Here is a 21,643-nt window from a genome sequence, read left to right on the forward strand (position 1 = left end):
GAACCGCTCACACCGCTCACACCGCTTGTGCCGCTTCTGCTGCGACCGCCGCTTGTACCGCTTGTACCGCTGACAACGTGCTGACGATGATGGGGAGTGAACGGTGGCTGATCACCAGGTGGAGGAGTGGCGACACGCGCTGGAGGGCCTGGAGCCGCTTGAGCTGCCGGCGGACCGGCGGCCGTCGGACGACGGGCCCGGCCCCTTGGACCGGGTCCTCTTCGACGTACCGGCCATGACGGCACGGGCGCTGTCCGCCACGGCGCACGAGCGGGGGACGGATCTCCCGGCTGCCCTGCTGACGGTGTTCCAGGCCCTGATCGCACGGCACAGCGGCCGGGCCGATGTCCCGGTGGTCGTGCGGGGTGACGACGGACGGACACGGGCCGTACGGGGTCCGGACGGCGACCCGCTGTTCGAGGACGCGCTGGCACATGTCGCGGCGGCCCTGCGTGCGCGGCGCGGGCTGCCGTTCGCGCAGCTCGCGGCGGCGGCCGGCGGTGCGCTGGACGGCGCCCCGGGTTTCGCGTGGCACCCGGCGGGCGGGGCTCCGGCCGTGTTCGCGCCCGCGGCGCAGGTGACTCTGGAGCTCGCCGCCGACGGCGACGCGGTGCATGGTGTCCTGGGCTACCGCACGGACCTGTTCGACCGGGCCACGGCGGAACGTCTGACGGACCACTTCGGTGTCCTCGCCCGGTCCGCCGCCGAGGCACCGGGCGCGCGGCAGTCCGCGCTGGAGATGCTCACGGCGGCCGAGCGGACGCGGATCCTCACCGAGTGGAACGGCCCGCGCTCCGCGTTCCCGGACACGTCCACCGTCCACCGGCTGATCCAGGAGAGCGCCACGCGGCACCCGGACGCGGTCGCCCTGGAGCATGACGGGCATCTGCTGACCTACCGTGCGCTGGACGAACGGGCGAACCGGCTCGCCCGCCACCTCGGCGAGCGGGGCGTCGGGCCCGGCGCACTGGTCGCGGTGTGCCTGGACCACGGCGCCGATCTGGTGTGCGCCCTGCTCGGGGTCCTCAAGTCCGGCGCGGCGTATGTGCCGTTGGACCCGTCCTATCCGGCCGAGCGGCTGCGTTACATGGTCGGTGACAGTGCGGCGCCGGTGGTGGTCACCCAGTCCGCGCACGCCTCCCTGTTCGCGGCGGGCCCCGAACTGCTGCTCACCGACAGCGGCTGGCCGCAGGGCGACGGATCGGCCCCGCCGGTCGAGGCGCGCGCCGACGACCTGGCCTACGTCATCTACACCTCGGGCTCGACGGGCCGCCCCAAGGGCGTCCGGGTGGCGCACCGGGGCGTCGTCAACTACCTGCACTGGTGCGACCGCAACTACCCGGCCGCGCCCGGGGCCGGGACCGGCTCGCTGCTGTGCTCGTCGGCGGCCTTCGACCTGACGGTCACCGCGCTCTTCCTCCCGCTGGTGCAGGGGCTGCGGCTGACGGTTCCGAGCCCGGGTCCCGGGCAGACGGTGTTCGACGCGGCCGTGGATCTCTTGGCGGGCGGCGCGCGGATCAGTTTCCTCAAGGCGACGCCCTCCCACCTGGAGCTGCTGGCAGCCCGGCTTGAGCGGGACGGGCTGCGGCACGGCATCGCGACGGTGGTGGCGGGCGGCGAGGACCTGACTCCGGCGTTGACGCACCGGATGCTGGTGAGCGGCGTGGACGACACGGCCGTCGTCAACGAGTACGGGCCGACCGAGGCGACCGTGGGCAACGTGGTCAGCCGGACGGTGTCGGTGGACCCCGCGGCGGACCACGTGCCGATGGGCCGCGCGATCGACAACACCGAGGTCTTCGTGGTCGGCGCGCACGGCGAGGTCCAGCCGGTGGGCGTGCCGGGCGAGTTGCTGATCGGCGGGGTGAACGTGGCCCTCGGCTATCTGGGGCGGCCCGATCTGACGGCGGAGCGGTTCGTGCCCCACCCGTTCTCGGCGGACCCGGACGCCCGGGTGTACCGCACCGGGGACCTGGTGAAGTGGCTGCCGGACGGTCGCCTCGTCTACCTCGGCCGGATCGACGACCAGGTCAAGCTGCGCGGCCACCGGGTGGAGCTCGGCGAGATCGAGAACGCCCTGCTCGCCCGGCCGGACGTGGCGGCGGCGACGGTCGTGGTCCGCGAGGACGTCCCGGGCGACAAGCGCCTGGTGGCGTATCTGGTGGCGGCGGACGGCGCCGGTCCTGCGGCCTCCGGTCTGCGCCGGGCCCTGGCGCGGGTGCTGCCGGAGCACATGGTGCCCGGCCGGTACGTGACGCTGGAGCGGCTCCCGCTGACGCCGAACGGCAAGGTGAACCGCAAGGCTCTGCCGGCGCCGCAGGGCGACCGCCCGGAGCTCTCCGTCGCGTACAAGGCGCCCGGCACACCGACACAGCTGGCGGTCACCGGCATCTGGGCCGAGGTGCTGGGCGTGGACCCGGTGGGCGCCGACGACGACTTCTTCGAGCTGGGCGGGCACTCCCTGCTGGCCGCCCGGGTCGCTTCCCGGCTGCGCCGGGACCTGGGCGTGGACGTGCCGCACCGCACCCTGTTCGAGGCGCCGACCCCCGCACTGCTGGCGAGGGCCGTCGACGCGCTCACCCCGGGCACGGTGACGGCGATACCGCGCGCGGACCGGTCGGCCGGGCCGCTGCCGCTGTCGTTCGCCCAGCAACGGCTCTGGTTCCTGGACCAGTTGGAGCCGGGACGGGCCGAATACGTCGTCCCGGCCGGGCTGCGGGTCACGGGCCCCTTCGCACCGGAGGTGTTCGGGGCCGCGCTGACCGCACTGGTGGCCCGGCACGAGGTCCTGCGGACCCGGTTCGTCGCGGACGGCACGGGCCGCCCGGTCCAGCTCGTCGAGGCGCCGCGAGACGTGGCCGTGGAGGTGCACGACGCTCGGGGCTCCGGCGAAGACGCGGCGCTCGGCATCCTGCGCGAGGCGGCGGGAACGCCGTTCGACCTGGCGGCGGGGCCGCTGCTGCGAGCGCTGGCGGTACGGGTCGCCGACGAGGAGTGGCTGCTGCTGATCGCGCTGCACCACATCGTCTCCGACGGCTGGTCGGAGGGCGTCCTGGCCCGGGAGCTGCGGGAGCTGTACGGGGCGGCGGCCGCAGGCCGTGAAGCCGGACTCCTGCCGCTGGAGCTCCAGTACGCGGACTTCGCGGCCTGGCAGCGGGCGGCCCTGGACGGCCCGGCGCTGGACGGGCAGGCGGCGTACTGGCGCGAGCGGCTCGCCGGTCTGCAGCCGCTGGAGCTGCCGGCCGACCACCGCCGCCCCGCCGAGCGGTCGGGCCGAGGTGACGCGGTCGCCTTCACCGTGCCCGCCGACGTGGTCGAAGCGGCCCGGCGTACTGCGGCGGGGCACGGCGCCAGCCTCTTCATGTCCCTGCTGGCGGTGTTCCAGCTGCTCATGGCCAAGTACAGCGGGCAGGAGGACATCGCGGTCGGCAGCCCGGTCGCCGGTCGCGGCCGGACCGAGACGGAGGAGCTGATCGGCTTCTTCGTCAACACCCTCGTGCTGCGCACCGACCTGTCCGGCGACCCCGCCTTCGGTGAACTGCTCGACCGGGTCAGGGACACCGCACTCGGCGCGTTCGACCACCAGGAGCTGCCGTTCGAGCGGCTGGTGGAAGAACTGGCACCGGAGCGGGACCTGTCGCGCACCCCGTTGTTCCAGAGCATGTTCGTGCTTCAGAACACGCCGGACGGGAACTCCTGGGGACTGCCGGGCCTTCAGGTCGAGCCGTTCGCGGTGCGGGCGGAGGAGGCCAAGTTTGATCTGACACTGTTCCTGACCGAGCGGCCCGACGGTTCGCTCGACGGAAATCTCGTGTTCGCCGCGGACCTGTTCGAGCGCGCGACGGCGAAGCGGCTGGCCGGTCACTTCACCACGCTGCTCGAAGCGGCGGTCACGGGCCAGGAGCAGCGGCTGTCGGAGCTGGAGGTACTGGCAGGCGCCGAGCGACGGCGGGTGCTGGGCGAGTGGTCCGGGGCCTCGGCCCTCTCCCCCGGCGCCGCCACGACGGCGCACCGCCTCGTCGAGGAGCGCGCCGCGCTGCTGCCCGGTACGGCAGCTGTGCTGTCGGGGGCCGGGGAGCTGACGTACCGGGAGCTGAACGAGCGTGCCAACCGGCTGGCCCGGCACCTGCGGTCGCTCGGGGCCGGGCCCGGCCGGGCGGTCGCCGTCTGCCTGGAGCGCGGGCCCGACCAGATCACCGCGCTGCTCGCGGCGCTGAAGTCGGGGGCCGCGTATGTGCCCCTGGACCCGGAACTGCCGGCCGACCGCCTCGCGTTCATGATCGAGGACTCCGGAGCGGCGCATGTGGTGACCGGCGCCGCGCACACGGACCGGCTGCCCCGCACGCCCCACCGCTTCCTCACCGACCGGGACTGGCCGCTCGTCCAGCACCTGGCACCCCACGACCCGGAACCCGCCGCCGCCCCGGACGACCTGGCGTACCTGATCTACACCAGCGGCTCCACCGGCCGCCCCAAGGGCGTGCAGATCGAGCACCGGAGCCTGGTCAACCTGGTCCACTGGACGGTGGAGAGCTTCGGCACGGCGCCGGGCCGCCGGGTCGCGCACCTCGCGGGGCTCGGCTTCGACGCGGCGGCGTGGGAGCTGTGGCCCGCGCTGGCGGCCGGCGCCACCGTGTGCGTGCCCGACGACGCGGTGCGGCGCACCCCTGAGCTGCTGAAGCGCTGGCTGGCCGGACGACGGGTGCACGGCACGTTCCTCTCCACACCCATGCTGGAGGCGCTGGCCGCGCTCGACTGGCCGGCGGCGACCTCACTGGCGTACGTCCTCACCGGGGGTGACGCGCTGCGCCTGCCGCCAGGGCTGCGGCTGCCGTTCCGCGTCGTCAACAACTACGGGCCGACCGAGTCGACGGTGGTCACGACCTCCGCCGAGGTGGTACCAGGGGTTGCGGTGCCGCCGATCGGCCGGCCGGTACGCAACACGGTCGTCCATGTCGTCGACCGGCACGACCGGCCGGTGCCGATCGGGGTCCCGGGAGAACTCCTGGTCGGCGGAGCCGGGCTGGCGCGCGGGTACCAGGGGTTGCCGCAGCAGACGGCGGAGCGGTTCGCCACCCTCGACATCGACGGCACGCCCCGGCGGGTGTACCGCACCGGGGACCGGGTGCGGTGGCTGCCCGACGGGCAGCTGGAGTTCCTGGGACGCCTCGACGACCAGGTGAAACTGCGCGGCCACCGCATCGAACCGGGCGAGATCGAATCGGTGCTGCTGGCCGGCGCGGAGGTCACGGCCGCCACCGTCGTCCTGCGTGAGGACGCCCCGGGCGACAAGCGCCTGGTGGCGTACGTCGTACCGGCCGGGCCGGCACCGGCCGCCGAGGGACTGCGCGCCAGGCTGCGCCGCGAACTGCCCGACTACATGGTGCCGTCCGCCTTCGTGGTGCTGGACCGGCTGCCGCTCACCGCGAACGGCAAGGTGGACCGGCGTGCGCTGCCCGCCCCCCGGCCCCGCCCCGCGGCGGAGAGGACCGCGCCGCGCACACCGGCCGAACGCGCCGTGGCGACTGCCTGGTCACAGGTGCTGAACACGGAGATCACCGGCGTCGACGACAACTTCTTCGAGCTGGGGGGCCATTCGCTGCTCGCCACCCAGGTCACCTCGCGACTGCGGGCGGCACTCGGCGTGGAGGTGCCGGTGCGGGCCGTGTTCGCGGCGCCGACCCTCGCCGCGCTGGCGGCCCTCGTGGCGGAGCTCGACCCGGATGAGGCGGAGCGCATCATGCCCGCCCCCCGGACCGGAGGTCCGCTGCCGCTGAGCTACGCCCAGCAGCGGCTGTGGTTCCTGGACCAGCTGGAGCCGGGCCGCGCCGAGTACGTCGTACCGTTCGCGCTGCATGTGCGCGGCGTACTGGATGTGACGGCGCTGGACACGGCGCTGACCGCAATGGTGGCGCGGCACGAGATCCTGCGGACCCGGTTCGTCCCCCGGGACGGTGAGCCGGGGCAGGTCATCGACCCCCCGACGCCGGTAAGGGCGACCGTCCACGATCTGCGCCACATCCTGGATCCGGCGGAACGCGGCGCCGAGGCAAGGAGGTTCGCGGAGGCCGAGGCGGGCGAGCCGTTCGATCTCGCAGCGGGCCCGCTGCTGCGCGCCCGTCTCGTGCGGCTCGCCGACGACGAGGCCTTCCTCCTGCTGACGGTGCACCACATCGCGGCCGACGGGTGGTCGGAGGGCGTCATGGCGCGGGAGCTGCGCGAGAGGTACCGGGCGGCCGCAATAGGGGTGGCGCCGGCCGGGCTGCCCGAACTGCCCGTCCAGTACGCAGACTTCGCCGTGTGGCAACGGGAGCGGCTGACCGGTGGCCTGCTGGAGGAGCAACTCGCTTACTGGCGGGACCGGCTCACCGGGCTGGAACCCCTGGAGCTGCCGAGCGACCACCACCGTCCGGCGGGGCCGCCCGAAGGCGGCTCGACCGTGGCGTTCGAGGTACCGGTGGGCGTCGCCACTCGGTTGCGGTCGGCGGCGACGGCGAACGACGCGAGCCTGTACATGGTCCTCCTGGCCGCGTTCCAGGTGCTTCTGGCCAAATACACCATGCAGGACGACATCGCGGTCGGCAGCCCGATCGCCGGCCGCAACCGGGCCGAGACCGAGGAGCTGATCGGCTTCTTCGTCAACACCCTCGTGATGCGCACCGACCTGTCCGGCGATCCCGCGTTCACCGAGCTCGTCGGCCGGGTCAAGGAAGCCGCGCTCGGCGCGTACGACCACCAGGATCTCCCCTTCGAACGCCTGGTGGAGGAGCTGGCACCGGACCGTGACCCATCGCGAAACCCGCTGTTCCAGGTCCTGTTCGCGCTGCAGAACACGCCGGACACTCACACCTGGGGCCTGCCGGGTCTTGAGGTGGAGCCGTTCGCCGTGACGCTGCCGGACGCCAAGTTCGACCTGAGCCTGATGATGTCCGAAGCTCCGGACGGCCGCCTGCGCGGGACGCTGGAGTACCGCACCGACCTCTTCGAACGGGACACCGTCGAGCGGTTGGCCGGTCACCTGGGCACGCTGCTCGATGCGGTCGCCGGCGCCCCCGGGGCCCGGCTGTCGCAGCTGTGCGTGCTCACCCCGGCCGAGCGGCGGACGTCAGTCATCGAGTGGAACGACACCGCCGCCGCCTCTCCCGACACGGCCACCGTGCACGGCCTCTTCGAGGAGCGGGCGGCCCGGCAGCCGTACACCGTGGCCGTCGAGTGGCCGGGGGCCGAACTGACCTACGGCGAGCTGAACGCGCGCGCCAACCGGATCGCCCACCATCTGCGGGCCCGGTACGGAGCCCGGCCGGACATGCCGGTGGCGGTGTGCCTGGGCCGGGGGGCCGATCTGGTGACTGCGGAGCTGGCGGTGCTGAAGTCCGGGGCGGCGTACGTGCCGCTGGACCCGGAGTACCCGGTCGAGCGGCTGGCGTACATGGTGCGGGACACAGGGACCCCGGTCGTGCTCACCCACGCCGCGTACGCGGACCGGCTCCCGCCCGGCGTACCGCTGCTGCTGCTCGACGAGTGCGATGCGGAAGGGGGCCCGCTGGACGGCGAAGCGGTCACCGACCCGGAGCCGGCCGCGGCCCCGGACAACCTGGCTTATCTCATCTACACCAGCGGCTCCACCGGCCGCCCCAAGGGCGTCCAGGTCGAGCACCGCGGCCTGGTCAACCTGGTCCACTGGACGGCGGCCGAGTACGGCCTCGAGCCCGGCCAGCGGATCGCGCTCCTCGCGGGGATCGCGTTCGACGCGGCGGCGTGGGAGCTGTGGCTCGGCCTCACCAGGGGAGCGACCTGCTGCGTCGCCACCGAGAAGGTCCGGCTCGCCCCGCAGCTGCTGCGGGACTGGCTGGGCGAGCGCGGCATCCACGCCACGTTCCTGTCCACACCCATGCTGGAGTCGCTGTCGGCGCTCGACTGGGCACCGGACAGCACCCTCGACTACGTGCTGACCGGCGGCGACCGGCTGCGCATGCCGCCGCGCGCCCGGCTGCCGTTCCGCGTGGTCAACAACTACGGCCCCACGGAGACCACGGTCGTCGCCACCTCCACCGTGTGCGTCCCCGGGGACGCGGTCCCGCCGATCGGCAGGCCGGTCGCCAACACCCGGTGCTTCGTGGTGAACCAGCACGGCACACCGCAGCCGGTCGGTGTTCCCGGTGAACTCCTCGTCGGCGGGGTGCAGGTGGCGCGCGGATACCTCGGGCGCCCGGACCTCACGCAGGAGCGCTTCGTCACCTTCGGGGCGGAGGAGGTCGGCGGGCGGGTGTACCGGACCGGCGACCTGGTCCGGTGGCGGGCGGACGGGCAGCTGGAGTTCCTGCGCAGGATCGACCACCAGGTCAAGATCCGCGGCAACCGCATCGAACTGGGCGAGATCGAGGCCAGTCTGCTCACCCATCCGGGTGTCGGCGAGGTCGCCGTGACCGTCCGCGAGGACACGGTGGGCGACAAGCGGCTGGTGGCCTACCTGGTGGCCGCGGGAGGGGGCGCGCCGAGCGTCGCGGATCTGCACGCGCACCTGGGGTGCCGGCTGCCCGACTACATGATCCCGGCGGCGTTCATGGTGCTGGAGCGGCTGCCGCTGACCGCGAACGGCAAGGTGGACCGGGCGGCGCTGCCGGTCCCGGACGGCAGCCGGCCGGACCTCGGAACGTCGTACACGGCGCCGCGCAATACCGTCGAGCGGCACATCACGGCGGTCTGGACGGAGCTCCTGGGCATCGAACGCGTCGGCGTCCACGACAACTTCTTCCAGCTGGGCGGGCATTCGCTGCTCGCCACACAGGTCGCGTCGCGGCTGCGCAAGGCCTTGCGGGTCGACGTACCGGTACGGGCGGTGTTCGACCACCCGACCCCCGCCGGACTGGCGCAGCACATCGCGGACCTGATGATGGCGGCGATCAACGCACAGTTCGCCCCGGCGGGATGACGGAGTACGCCCCCGCCGCTGCGGCAGCGGTGGGGGCGTACGGTCACGCGGCGCAGGCCTCAGACCATGTCCTCGGCCTGGATGCCGCCCTGGGCGATGGCCAGGGCGCCGAGCTGGAAGCGGCTCTGCGCACCGAAGCGGTCGGTCAGCTTCTCGGAGAGCCGGCGGACCGTGCGCAGCGAGACGTCCATCCTTCGGGCGGCGGCGGCGTCGGTGAGTCCCTGGGCCCAGAGCCGCAGCACGTGCTGTTCCTGGAGGGAGAGACCGCCCCGGGTCCGGGGGCGCGCCTCGGCGAGCGGCAGCGCCTCCTGCCAGAGGCGGGTGAACAGGGCGGCGAACGCCTCGGTGACCGACCCGACGCCGCACACCATGGCGCCGACGACGGACCGGGCGCTGACGACCGGGACCACGGCGTGGGTGCGGTCGCAGAGGATCATCCACGCGGGCAGCGACGGCAGCGTGCGGATCGAGCCGATCCGCTCGTCGTTGCCCCGTACCCGGCCCATCACCTCGGGGTCGTTGCGGACGCTCTCCAGGACGATGGTGCGGGCCGGGGTACCGCGCCGGCGCAGGATCTCGTCGACCGGCCGGGCGGACTCGGCCAGGGGCGCGGCGAGCCGCTCGGTGGGGCCGACGGTCAGCCACTCCTGCCGGCACCCCTCGGCGAGTTCCGCGACGCGCCGCCACACGTCGTCCGCACCGGCCAGCCATTCGACGCCGGGCTTGCTGTCCCGGCCGCCGAGGGCGTGCTCGGACAGCAACCGGGTCACTTCGAGCCGGCTGTCCTCCACCTGGAGCCGGTGGCGGGCGAGTTCGTCCTGCTGTCTGGCGAGCATCGCGGCCAGCCCCACCCCCGGGTCGACCGGCCGCCAGCCGGTGGCGGTGTCGCCCGGGACCAGGAGCAGCAGGGCGGACAGCCGTTCCAGCCGTTCCCTGACCGTGTCCTCGGCCTCCTCCAACTGCTTTGCCAGCTCGGCGACTCCGGCCCCGGGCAGGTCGACCATGGCGAGATAGACACTCCGTGCGAGGGGGTCGATACCCAGAGAGGTCCGCATGTCCTTCACTCCTGTTGTCTCGGCCGTACGGCACCTGTTGGTCACGAGTCGAATCGGACGACGCTCGACGGGCCGGGGCGGAACGGTCCCGTGCCGCTGCGGGACTCCGTCGGCCTGGTCCCAGTAGAGCGGGGGCCGGGCGGCGGCGGATGCGGGCGGACCACCCACGTTGTGGCGGACGCTCCCCATGACCTGCGTTCGGGGCGGCCGGGGCGCCGCGCGGGGCCCGGCGGGGCTACGATCGCGCGCATGCCTGCCTCCCAGCCGACTGTCCTGGCCACCTCCGGAGGGCATCGCGCCGGTGCCCGCGCGCGGGTGCTGTTCGACTCCCTGGTCCATCACGCGGTCGACCTCTCGGGGGTGCACGGCCGCCGTCCGCGCATCCTGTACCTGGGCACGGCGGTGGGGGACGCGGAGCACGTCAGCGCGCGCATGCACGAGGCGGCCAGGGTGGCGGGCTTCGACCTGACGCCGCTGCACCTGTTCCCCATGCCGAACGTGGACGACGTGGAGGGCGCCCTCCTCGACCACGACGTCGTGTGGGTCATGGGCGGGTCGGTGGCGAATCTCCTGGCGGTGTGGCGGGTGCACGGCCTGGACCGGGCGCTGCGGCGGGCCTGGCGGGCGGGGGTGGTGCTGAGCGGGGTGAGCGCCGGGTCGATCTGCTGGTTCGAGGGCGGCGCGACCGACTCGTACGGACCGGAACTGCGGCCGGTGGCGGACGCGCTCGGCTTCCTGCCGTACGGCAACGGTGTCCATTACGACTCCGATCCGGGCCGCCGGCCGCTGATCCACCGGCTGGTCGCGGACGGCACCTTTCCGACGGCGCACTGCACCGACGACGGAGTGGGGCTCGTCTATCACGACACCCGGCTCGTGGAGGCGGTCACGGAGTCTGCGGGCAAGGGGGCCTACGTGGTGACGTGCGAGGGCGACGGGGTGCGGGAGGAGCGTCTGGAGCCGCGTCTGCTGCCGCCGACCCGGTACTGACCCCTTCCGTGCGGGCGATTCCGTAGGAGGTGGGGGCGGTACCCCCGGACGGGTGTGCCGGCGGGCCGTGCGAAGCACGGGCACCAGGGGTACGGGCGGTGACCTGCGGGTTCCGCCGCTGTCGCGGGTAATACGGGCCGTGCGCGAACGGGTTCGCCGGCCCCCGCCCCCCACTAGCGGCGGGGGCGATCGGAGAACATGGGGGACACTCCCCCATGTGGAGGCCATGCGGTATCTGGGACGTTCCTCCTGTGACCGAATCAGCCGCACCCACGATGCCCCGAAGCGCGGACCTGCCGCTCGCCTGGTGGGCCCCAGCGCTCTCCCTCGCCGAGCGCGTCGGCGCCCCAGGCCGTCCTGCGGCGTCATCCACCACCGTCACCTCCGGCCGCGCCCCGTGGGCCGTCGGGGACTCGGCGGGCTTCGCGGCGCGGCTGGCCCACCTGGGCCTCGACGAACTCGCCGTGTGGGCCCTCGCCGGGGAGGCTCCGGAGCAGCTGGCGGACCGCGCCGGTACGCCGCGCTGGGCCGGTTACGTCGAAGAGGCCCTGGGCCGTGCCCACGTCGCCGGCCGGCCGGCGACGAGCGGGGACGCCACCGGGCCCGAGGTGTTCGCTCAGGTTGTGGCACCGCTGATGGCACCGGCCTCGGACGTTCTCGACGAGCGGCTGGCACCGCTTCCCCCTGCGGAACGGGCGGTCCTGCACGCCTCGTTCGAGCAATCGCTGCTGAGCCGGATGACCAGGCAGGCGGCCCGCACACTCGTCCGCGAGCTGGACGGTGCCCGGCGCGCGGGACGGCTCGCCGGGGCCACGCCCCGTGACCGCTTCGCCTCCTTCCTCGCCGCCAACAGCGGTGCGGACGGCCTGCGGACGCTGTTCACCGCCTATCCGGTGCTGGCCCGGATGCTGGCCCGGACGGCGCTGGACGCGGCCGACGCGGTCGCCGAACTGGGCCTGCGGCTGCACACCGACCGCGAGGAACTGCTGAGCGCTCTGCTCGACGGACGCGACCCCGGCCCGCTCACCCGCGTCGAACTGGGCCGAGGCGACGCCCACTGCGGCGGGCGCTCGGTGGCGGTGCTGGAGTTCGCGGACGGATCACGGGTGGTCTACAAGCCGCGTCCGCTGGGGCAGCACGCACTGCTGGACGACCTGGCCCACTGGCTCACCGGCCGGGTCGAGGGACTCGAACTGCGCACCCCGCGCACGGTGCGGCGGCTGGAGCACGGCTGGCTGGAATTCATCGAGCACCGGTTGTGCGCCTCGGTGACCGAGGCGGACGCCTTCTACCGGCGCCAGGGCGCGCTGCTGGCTCTGCTGTACGCGGTGGACGGCGCGGACATGCACTACGAGAACCTCATCGCCGCAGGCGGCCAGCCGGTCCTGGTGGACGCCGAAACCCTGCTGCACACCGGGCTGCCGCAGGCCACCACCGCCGAGGCCGACCCGGCGGCCGACGCCCTCCAGGCCTCCGTGTACCGGACGTGCCTGCTGCCCTACCTGCTGATCGGTGAGCACGGCGCGCTGGACATCTCCGCGCTGGGCCGCACCGAGGAAGGCACGTACCCGAGCGAGGGACTGCGCTGGGAGGACAGCGGACTGGACACCATGCGCGCTGTTCGGGGCCCGGTGGTCAGTCCGGCCGCGCAGAACCAGCCACTGCCCGGCGGGCAGCGCCTCCAGGGCGCCGATCACCGTGCCGCGCTGTTGGACGGCTTCCGCACCACGTACGCCGCGATCCGCGCACACGGCGGGGAACTCACACAGCCCGGCGGCCTGTTGGCCCGGCACGCCGACAGCCCCGCACGCCTGATCGTCCGCTCCACCCGGCTGTACTCGACCCTGCTGGAGGAATCCACCCACCCGGCGCTGCTCGGCGACGCGCTCGCCCGGGACGCCGCGTTCGCGGTGCTGTGGACCGAGTCGGCTCACGACCCGGCACGCGGCCGGCTGGTGGAGCACGAGACCGAGGACCTGTGGCGTGGGGACATCCCCCTCTTCGTCCACCGGCCGTCCGGCTCGGCGGTGCGGACGGCCGGTGGGACCTGGGTCGCGGACGTACTGCCGGTGCCGAGCCTGAACGCGGTCCGCGCCAAGATCGCCCGGATGGACGAGGTCGACTGCCGGGACCAGGAATGGATCGTCTCGGCCGCGCTGGCCGCACGCGAGGCGGGCTCCGCGTTGGTCCGGCCGCGCTCCGAGCTGGTCCCGGCGCCCATGCCGGCAGTGGTGCCGGAACCGTCCCGGCTGCTCGCCGCGGCCTGCGGGATCGCCGACGAGATCGCCGCCCGCGCGGTGCGGTCCGGCGGCCGCACCAACTGGATCGGCCTGGAACGCATGCCGGGCGGGCACTGGTCGGTCCTGCCGATGGGCGCCGGACTCGCCCAGGGATACACCGGAGTCGCGCTCTTCCTGGCCCAGGCCGGACTGCTCGCGGGCGCCGACCGCTACACGGCACTCGCCCACGAGGCGGTACGGCCGCTGCCGGCCCTGCTGAAGATGCTGGCCGCCGACCCCGACCTGTGCGCCGCGGTGGGGCCGGGAGCGTACAACGGGATCGGCGGCATCCTCTACGGCCTGGTTCGGCTGTCGGCGCTCCTGGACGCCGACCTCGCGGACTCGCTGCCCGACGCGCTCACCGCACTCGGCCACGCCGTGACGGGCTGCGCGGACCCCGGGTTCGCGGACGGCGCGGCCGGCGCCCTGGCGGCAGCGGTCGCCGCACACGACGCGACGGGCCTCCACCGGTCCCTGGAGCTGGCCGACGCGGTGGCCGACGCCCTGGCCCCCGCCGCCGCGCGGGGCGGTGGCACCGCGGAGTTCGCCGAGGGCGCCGCCGGCATCGGCTGGGCGCTGTGGCGCCACGCGGATCACCGGGCGGACGGAAAGGGGCACCCGGAGGTGGCGGCCGGGCTGCTGCGCTCGGCCGGCGCCGGACCCGAAGCCGCGCACGGCCCCTCGTGGACCACCGGCCTGCCCGGGATCGCCGCGGCCACCGCGCACCTGCCGGTCCGAGGCGACCTCGCCGCCCGGCTGGCCGCCCTCGGCCACGGCCCCGACCTGAGCGCGGGCCACGGCGCCTTCGGAGCACTGGAGGCCCTGACGGTCCTGGCCGGCCGGGGGGACGCCACGGCGTCCGCCGCTCTGCCCCGCACCGCCGGCCGGGTACTCGCGACCGTCGAGGCGCAGCAGCACCGCTGCGCCACCCCCGACCAGGTGTCCTCTCCCGGAATGCTGACGGGCCTCGCCGGCATCGGCTACGGACTGCTCCGCCTCTGCTCCCCCGCCCGTGTCCCGTCCGCGCTCCTGCTGGAGCACTACTGTCCGAGCCCCTTGCCCCTCTGCTGACAACGAGCACCCCGGTCAGCCGGTCCCCGGCTCCCCTCAACTCCCTCCGTTTTCCCTCCGCTCCTCCTGTCTCTCCCGTCGTCTCCGCTCAACCCCTCACCCACGCACTCCCACACGAAGGAACTCTCCCCATGAACCAGCACTCCAGCCACGCCGCGTCCGTCTCCGCCACCAACGCCGCCAACGCGGCGGACACCGAGGCACTCCCGTCTGCCGTCGAGGAGCAGGACGTGGCCGGCGGCATCACCCTCTCGGGCCGCAACCGTGCCTGCGCGCGTGCCCGCATCCTGGCCGGAATGGTGCTCACCAGCGGCATCGTCATCACGCTGAGCTCGATCGACACCTCGGTCTCCGCGCCCCAGTAGCCAGCCCGTGGCCGATCCCGGGCGGTCTCGACCGGACAAGCGGAATCGAAATCCGAACGGCACACCACGGTTCCGGAATTTCTGATTTATGCTTCGAGATCATGCGTTCCCAAGCACCTTCCCTCATCGGCCGAGATGCCCAACTGGGTCTGCTCGGGCGCGCGTTGTCGGATGCCCAGCAGGGGCGCGGCGGAGTGGTCTTCCTGGTGGGCGAGGCCGGGGCCGGCAAGTCCCGGCTGGCGGCCGAGGCCGTGGGCAGTGCGCTCGGGTTAGGGATGGGCGTCCTGCGGGGACGCAGCAGCACCACCGGCCCAGTGGTGCCCTTCCGGCCGCTGACCGAGGCGCTGATGTCGCTGTTCCGCACCGGTGAACCACTGGACGAACTGCCGCTCGGGCCGTACAGACCAGTGCTGGGAAGGCTGATACCCGACTGGAACACCGGGGCGGGCGACAGCAGTTCCATGGTGATCCTGGGCGAGGCCGTGCTGCGCCTGCTCATGGCCACCGATCACGGCCGGGGCCGGCTCCTGGTGCTGGAGGACCTGCACGACGCCGATCCCGAGACACTGGGCGTCCTGGAATATCTCGTGGACAACCTGGAGTACAGCCCGGTCCTGCTGCTCGCCACCGTCCGCACGGACTTCAGCGACGCCCTGGACCTCGCCCAGTCGGCCCGCCGGCGCGGCGCGGCCTCGGTCGTGGAACTGCCACCGCTGACCCGCCCCCAGGTACGCGAACTGGTGGCGGGCCAGTTGGGCACCTCCACGGAGGAAGTGCCCACGCCGGTACTGGAGCGGCTGTGGGAGGGCAGCGCGGGCAGCCCGTACCTGGTCGAGGAGTTACTCCAGTCCATGATCAGCGCGGGGACCCTGGTGCAGGGCCCGGAAGGCTGGCGAACGGTCGGTGATCCGCGCGGCGATGTCTCCTCCGCCCTGGCCCGGGGAATTCTGCGCCGCATCGACCGCCTGGGTGCGGAGGGCCTGACCCTGCTGTCGGCGGCGGCCGTACTGGGCAGACGGTTCCCGCTGACCGTGCTCCAGCGGATGACGGGAGTCGACGACCGGGAACTCCTCAGCCATCTGCACGCAGGCGTCGCCGCTCGCCTGGTGGTCCCGGACGAGCCCGCTCCCGACTGGTACTCCTTTCGTCATTCGCCCACCGTGGAAGCTCTGTTCACACAGCTGACGCCCAGTCAGCGTTCGGAACTGGCACGTCAGGGCGCGGAGGCGGTGGAGAAGCTGCACCCGCAGTTGCCCGGCGAGTGGTGCGCTCTCGCGGCGGGGCTGCGGTCCGAGGCCGGCGAGGACGCGGCGGCCGGCAAGCTGTTCACGGAGGCGGGGCGGCGGGCCCTGGCGGCGGGCGCGCTCGGTTCGGCGGTGACCTTGCTCAGCCAGGCCGAAACCCTGCTGGCGCGGGCCGGCGACCCGCAGGAGCGGGCGGGTGCGCTGGAGCACCTGCTGCCCGCGCTGGCCGAGTCCGGTGACTTCGACCGGGCCCTGGGCCTGGTCGAGCATCTGCACGCCCTGGACAGCGCGGGGCTCGGCGCGTCACGTCTGGCGGTCCTGCACACCCGGCTGGCCAAGGTGGCGCACACGGCGGGGCGCTGGAGCGACGGGAACCGGCAGATCGACCGGGCCCGTGAGGTACTGGGGTCGAGCCCGGACGGTGCCGCGACAGCGGCCGTCGACGTCACCGCCGCCTATCTCGCCCTGGACACCCCGGGCACCGACCGCATCCAGCACGCGGAGCAGCTCGCCCGCTCGGCGGCCGCCGCCGCCGACCGTTTCGCGCTCCCCTCGGTCGCCTGCCAGGCGTGGGAGCTGCTGGCGACCGTGGCCCGCGAACGGGACCCGTCCGAATCCAGGGCCATGCTCGAAAAGGCCCTGTCGACGGCGGAACGGCACCAGCTCCCGCTGCGGCGGATGTACGCGGCGACCCGTATCGGCGGCAATGACTGGCTGGCGGAGGGCGACACCAGCGGGCTGCTGTCCGCCCGGGAGGAGGCCCTGCGACTGGGCTCGATCAGCATCGTCCACACCGTGGACGGCATCCTGGTCCTGGACGGGGTGATGCGGGGCGCCCGCGACGCGACGCGGGAGGCCGCCACCGAGGGTCTGGCGGTCGTGCGCCGGCTCGGGCTCGCCCCCGCCGTCCGGTACCTCCTGATGTCACTGGCCTCGCTGGAGGCGCACCAGGGCGACCGGCGGGCGATGCAGGCCGCCCTCGACTCCTTCGCCGAATGGGAGGGGGCCGGCTCGCAGGAGGAGCCCCTCACGCTGGGCATGGCCCGCGCCTTCTGCGCCCTGATGGAGGAGGACCGGGACCTGGCACGGGCGGAGCTCGGGGCGGTGTCGGCGCTGGAGCGGCACAACCCCACCACCTACCACCTCAGCGGCACGCACGGGGTGGGGCTGCTGCTGGACGTGCTGGCCGGCGACGCGGACCGCGCCAGGCAGGAGCGCGTCGCCGCCACGGCGGTCGGACAGATGCGCTGGAACCGCCAGTTCGTCGCGCTCGCGGACGCCGTCCTGCTCGGCCGCCAGGGGCAGGGCGAACGGGCGGCCGAGCGCATCGGTGCCGCGCTGCGCGATGCCGCCGTGTACCCGGCCGCCCTGCACCTGGGCCTGCGGCTGGTCGCGGACGCCGCGCACGAGGACGGCTGGGGCGAGCCGGTCGCCTGGCTCAGGCGGGCCGAGCACCACTTCCACGAGCAGGGGGTGCCCGCCGTCACCAACGCCTGCCGCGCCGCCCTGCGAAGGCTGGGCGCCCCCGTGCACCAGCACCGCAGCGGCACGGACGGTATCCCCGAGCAACTGCGGGCCCTCGGCGTCACCGTGCGCGAGTACGAGGCGTTCGTGCTACTCGCCGACCGGCTGAGCAACAAGGACATCGCCGACCGGCTGTTCATCTCCCCCCGCACGGTCGAGAAGCACATCGCCAGCCTGATGAACAAGACGGGCGCGGCCGACCGTGCGGACCTGTGTGCGTGGTCGACCCGGCTGACGAAGCCGTGATACCGGCTTTGGCCTGATTCGCCCGGGTGCGGCCGGGATTCGAGAGCGTCATCCCGGACCACCCCACTCCCCTTCGTCCAAGCAGCCTGCCCATCAGAACCGCGTGACGGATCCGCGGGATGTCCACGCAGGGCGAACAGCAACAACAGCCTCCGGCCCTGGACTTCAGTGGATCACTGGGCCATGCTCCCATCAGAACGTTCTGTACGTCCTGTACGTTTTTCACAGACGTGTGCGCGGCGCCCCTCCGGGGCCCCCGCGCGCCCCGGAGGAGAGGTCCTCGCCATGCACCGCCCCGCCGCACGCCACGTACTGCCCGAGTTCACCGAGCGCACGTCCCAGGGGACCCGCACGCTTGACCCCTACTCCAAGCTCCTCGCCGAACGAGTCGTCTTCCTGGGCACCCCGGTCGACGACATCGCCGCCAGCGACCTGGTCGCACAGTTCATGTACCTGGAGTACGACGCACCCGACCGGCCCATCCAGCTCTACATCAACTCGCCCGGCGGCTCGTTCGGGGCCATGACGGCGGTGTACGACACGATGGCGTACCTGACCTGCGAGGTGGAGACCTTCTGCCTCGGCCAGGCCGGCGCCGGCGCGGCCGTGCTGCTGGCCGCGGGAGCTCCCGGCCGCCGGCACGCACTGCCCGGCGCACGGGTCGTGGTGCAGCAGCCCGAACTCGCCGAGCCCGTGCAGGGACAGCCGTCCGACCTGGAGATCGAGGCGCGGGAACTGCTGCGGATGCGCGAGACGCTGACGGGCATGCTGGCCCGTCACACCGGCCGCCCCGCCGAGGAGATCACCGCCGACACCGAGCGCGACCTGATCCTCGACGCCGAGGGCGCCAAGGCGTATGGGCTGGTCGACCACATCGTGCAGAACCGCGGGCCCGCGGCGCTGCCGCCCGTCACGAGGTGAACCGATGGCGCAGCCACCGGATTTCCCGCCACTGCCCGCCCTCACCCGAGCGGAGGGCGAGTTCATCGACCGCTATCTGGAGGTCGTCGACCAGCTGGGCCGGATCAACCCGGCCCGCGCGGACAGTACCTATGGGGCCCTGCGCGCCGCGCAGGCTCTCGCCTCGCACGCGGTGGCGCTGCGGGAGGCGCTCGCGCTGATGCACGAGCGGGGCGAGACGCAGATCCACTCCGACACGTTGACGCGGGCGTTACGGGTGCTGGACGGCGAGCGCCGAGCCGGGCGGCTCACCGTGCCACCCGACCCGCCGAGTTGATCAACTCCCCCGCACCGACACGCCCGACGGGTGGATCAATTTCTCTCGCTCGTTCGGCGCAGGTGTTACCTCGCACGAGGGACGGGTCAACTTGCGCTTTCGAGGTGGGCCATGGGTGAAATCCGCCGTTCCACCCCTGATACCGCAACGGCTGGAGAAGTGCTGCGACTCCCCGCAAGGCCCCTGTCCACCCGAACGGGTCAGTCGTGACGAGCCTCACATATCACCGTTTCACCTCGGAAATCCGGCGTTCGGTGAGTCAAGATCCCTGGGACGACAAGCCCCCGCCACCGCGGCGGGGCGGTCCGGGCGGACGCCGAGTCCTGCCGCTGTCCGGATGCCTGGTCGACAGGAGTGGATCGGCAGGAGTGGAGGACCCAAGCACAACGGGCCGACCGGACTTCCGGTCGTCCCTCGGGGTGAAGCCGCCTTGTGCGGCCGGGCGACTTCGCCGGCCCGAACCCGACAGGTCATCCTTCACAGGCGGCTGACGAAGGGTTGCGCATGACTGCGCAGGTTCATGTCCCGTCTCTCCTCGCTCGGGCCACGACGGCCTCGATCATGACGCTCGCCGCCGTCGGCGGCACGCTGTTCGTCCCCGGCGCCGTGACCGACGCCCAGGCCGCGACTCATTCGATGAAGGCGCTCAACATCGCCGCGTCGAAGAAGGGATCGCCCTACCGGTGGGGCGCCACCGGCCCCAGCCGTTTCGACTGCTCCGGGCTGACGCTCTACTCGTTCAAGAAGGCGGGCAAGAAGCTCCCGCGCACGGCCCAGCAGCAGTACAACAAGACCCGCCACATCTCGGCGTCGAAGCGGCAACGCGGCGATCTGGTCTTCTTCCATTCGGGCCGCAGCATCTTCCACGTGGGCATCTACGCAGGCAGCGGCAAGATCTGGCACTCGCCGAAGACCGGCGCCGTGGTGCGGCTGGAGAGGATCTGGACGAAGAGCGTCTACTACGGCCGGGTCGGCTGACGCCGCCGCACCCCACCGGACGCATGGCTCCCGTCAGTGCAGCAGGGTGCCGGTCACCAGCACAGCCCCCAGCACGGTGAGTGCCGCGCCGCTGCCGCCCTCGATCGCGCGGGCGGTACGCGGCCGGCGCAGCCACCGGCCCAGCCGGTCCACCAGGAGCGCCACGGCCGGGAACCAGATCAGGGCCAGCAGCACGACGATCGCGGCGAGCAGCAGCGTCCTGGGCAGCGGGGCGGCCCCGGCCGGGACGAACTGCGGAAGCAGGCTGAGGAAGAGCACCGGGGCCTTGGGGTTCAGCGCGTTGGTCAGGAAGCCCTGGCGCAGTGCGCGCCGGGTCCCGACGGCAGCCTCCGCGTCCGCCTTGCCGTCCGGGTGGTCCGCCGTGGTCCCGGTGGCGTTCGCCCGCCCCTTTCGGGCCGAGCGCAGTGCGCTGACGCCCAGGTAGAGCACGTACGCCCCGCCCAGGAGCTGCACCGTGCGGAACAGCACCGGCACCGCCACCAGCACGGCGGCCAGCCCGGCGACGGCGAGCGCGGTGTGGACGAGCAGTCCCCCGGCCACGCCGAGCGCGGTCGCCACCCCCGCCGACCGCGAGGCGAGAGCGTTGCGTACGACGACGGTGAAATCCGCTCCGGGAAGCGCGACCATGACGGCCGCGACTCCGAGGAAGGCGGTCAGCTGGGCATCCATGGCTCCACCCTGGACCCGAACAGCCTTTAGCATGTACTTGCAATCTTGTGGGTCTGCCAAAAGGAACGCTTAATGTACGACCCGACACGGCTGGCGGCGCTGGTGGCGGTCGCCGAGGCCGGTTCGATCACCCGGGCCGCCGTCCGCCTGGGCTACACCGCCCCCGCGCTCTCCCAGCAGCTCGCCAAGCTGGAGCGGGAGGCCGGTGCCGCACTGCTGGTACGGCACCACCGGGGCGCCCGGCTGACCGCTGCGGGCGAGCTGCTCGCCGGCCGGGCCAGACGGGTCCTGGACGAGATGGACCAGGCGCGCCACGAGCTGGCGCGGCTGGCCGGGCTCTCCGGCGGGCGCCTGCGGGTCGGCACCTTCACCACGGCCGGCATCCATCTGCTGCCTCCCGTGCTGAGCGCCTTCCGCCGGGCGCACCCGGACGTGGAGCTGATCGTCACGGAGTACGAGCCGCCCGGCGGGGTGGCGGCCGTGGCCGGCGGCGAGGTCGACCTCGCGCTGACCCACGCGTACGAACCGGCCGCCACGGCGCCGCTCCCCTCGGGGCTCAGCGCCGAGCCGCTGCTGGTCGAGGAGCTGGTGCTGATCACCGCGGTCGGTCAGGTCCTGGCCGACGGCAGCGGGCGGCTCCCGGTGACGGACCTCGCGGGCCGGCCGCTGATCAGCAGCGCCCCCACCCATCCGCCTCGGCGCGGGGTGGAGAACGCACTGGCCGAGGCGGGCGCACTGCCCGCGGTGGTCTGTGAGTCGCCCGGCTACGCCCTGGTGTGCGCACTGGTCAGCGCGGGCATCGGGATCGCGGTGGTACCGGAGATGGTCGCGGCCATGTCCCCGACGCCGTTGTCGGTGCGGAGGCTGGAGCCGGCGGCGTTCCGGCGGACCATTTCGGTGGTGCACCGCGGTGACCGGTCGAGCGCGGCGGCGGCAACTCTTCGGGCCCTGTTGCGGAGCGGGTTCGGCCGGGCGGCCGCCGCGCCCCCGGGGAACCGGACCGCCGCATCCCAGTGACCCGGGCGACCGGCT

Annotated in this window: 11 protein-coding genes and 1 riboswitch; of the genes, 9 read left to right on the top strand and 2 right to left on the bottom strand. The window is 73.4% G+C overall.

Translation table 11 applies throughout. The features are described 5' to 3' along the window. Positions 1–103 precede the first annotated feature (103 nt). A complete protein-coding gene (locus tag ACGFU6_RS24000; RefSeq protein WP_393613706.1) occupies positions 104–8,932 on the top strand; it encodes an amino acid adenylation domain-containing protein in 8,829 nt (2,942 codons plus the stop codon). A 59-nt stretch (positions 8,933–8,991) separates the two neighbouring features. On the opposite strand, the gene ACGFU6_RS24005 is transcribed toward ACGFU6_RS24000, so the two are convergent. Further along, positions 8,992–9,987: a LuxR C-terminal-related transcriptional regulator gene (locus ACGFU6_RS24005; protein WP_393613708.1), complete on the bottom strand. Its 996-nt coding sequence runs from the start codon at positions 9,985–9,987 to the stop codon at positions 8,992–8,994. Positions 9,988–10,236: 249 nt separating this feature from the next. Here ACGFU6_RS24005 and ACGFU6_RS24010 point away from each other — a divergent pair, with 249 nt between their 5' ends. From ACGFU6_RS24010 to ACGFU6_RS24040, 7 genes are all read left to right on the top strand, one after another. Continuing rightward, positions 10,237–10,977 carry a Type 1 glutamine amidotransferase-like domain-containing protein gene (locus ACGFU6_RS24010; RefSeq protein ID WP_393613710.1) on the top strand — a complete coding sequence of 247 codons (741 nt, stop codon included), beginning with the start codon at positions 10,237–10,239 and terminating at the stop codon, positions 10,975–10,977. Between the two features lie 251 nt (positions 10,978–11,228). Next, on the top strand, positions 11,229–14,327 hold the full coding sequence (locus tag ACGFU6_RS24015) for a type 2 lanthipeptide synthetase LanM family protein (RefSeq protein ID WP_393613712.1): 3,099 nt from the start codon (positions 11,229–11,231) through the stop codon (positions 14,325–14,327). Between the two features lie 131 nt (positions 14,328–14,458). Continuing rightward, positions 14,459–14,692 (top strand): hypothetical protein, encoded by a 234-nt coding sequence (locus ACGFU6_RS24020; protein WP_393613713.1) that lies wholly within the window; start codon positions 14,459–14,461, stop codon positions 14,690–14,692. Positions 14,693–14,793: 101 nt separating this feature from the next. After that, positions 14,794–17,706 carry an AAA family ATPase gene (locus ACGFU6_RS24025; protein ID WP_393613715.1) on the top strand — a complete coding sequence of 971 codons (2,913 nt, stop codon included), beginning with the start codon at positions 14,794–14,796 and terminating at the stop codon, positions 17,704–17,706. A 285-nt stretch (positions 17,707–17,991) separates the two neighbouring features. Further along, a complete protein-coding gene (locus tag ACGFU6_RS24030; protein ID WP_393613716.1) occupies positions 17,992–18,627 on the top strand; it encodes an ATP-dependent Clp protease proteolytic subunit in 636 nt (211 codons plus the stop codon). 4 nt (positions 18,628–18,631) lie between these two features. Further along, positions 18,632–18,943: a hypothetical protein gene (locus tag ACGFU6_RS24035; RefSeq protein ID WP_393613717.1), complete on the top strand. Its 312-nt coding sequence runs from the start codon at positions 18,632–18,634 to the stop codon at positions 18,941–18,943. 304 nt (positions 18,944–19,247) lie between these two features. Next, positions 19,248–19,444: riboswitch (cyclic di-AMP (ydaO/yuaA leader) on the top strand. 3 nt (positions 19,445–19,447) lie between these two features. Beyond that, positions 19,448–19,921: a C40 family peptidase gene (locus ACGFU6_RS24040; RefSeq protein WP_393613719.1), complete on the top strand. Its 474-nt coding sequence runs from the start codon at positions 19,448–19,450 to the stop codon at positions 19,919–19,921. A gap of 33 nt (positions 19,922–19,954) precedes the next feature. Here the strand turns inward: ACGFU6_RS24040 and ACGFU6_RS24045 are convergent, their stop codons facing one another. Then, on the bottom strand, positions 19,955–20,611 hold the full coding sequence (locus ACGFU6_RS24045) for a LysE family translocator (RefSeq protein WP_393613721.1): 657 nt from the start codon (positions 20,609–20,611) through the stop codon (positions 19,955–19,957). A 72-nt stretch (positions 20,612–20,683) separates the two neighbouring features. Here ACGFU6_RS24045 and ACGFU6_RS24050 point away from each other — a divergent pair, with 72 nt between their 5' ends. Continuing rightward, positions 20,684–21,628, top strand: a complete 945-nt coding sequence (locus ACGFU6_RS24050) for a LysR family transcriptional regulator (protein WP_393613722.1) — start codon at positions 20,684–20,686, stop codon at positions 21,626–21,628. Positions 21,629–21,643: the final 15 nt, after the last annotated feature.

This window comes from Streptomyces sp. NPDC048462 (genome assembly GCF_043200175.1).
In the GTDB taxonomy this organism is placed as follows: Bacteria; Actinomycetota; Actinomycetes; order Streptomycetales; family Streptomycetaceae; genus Streptomyces.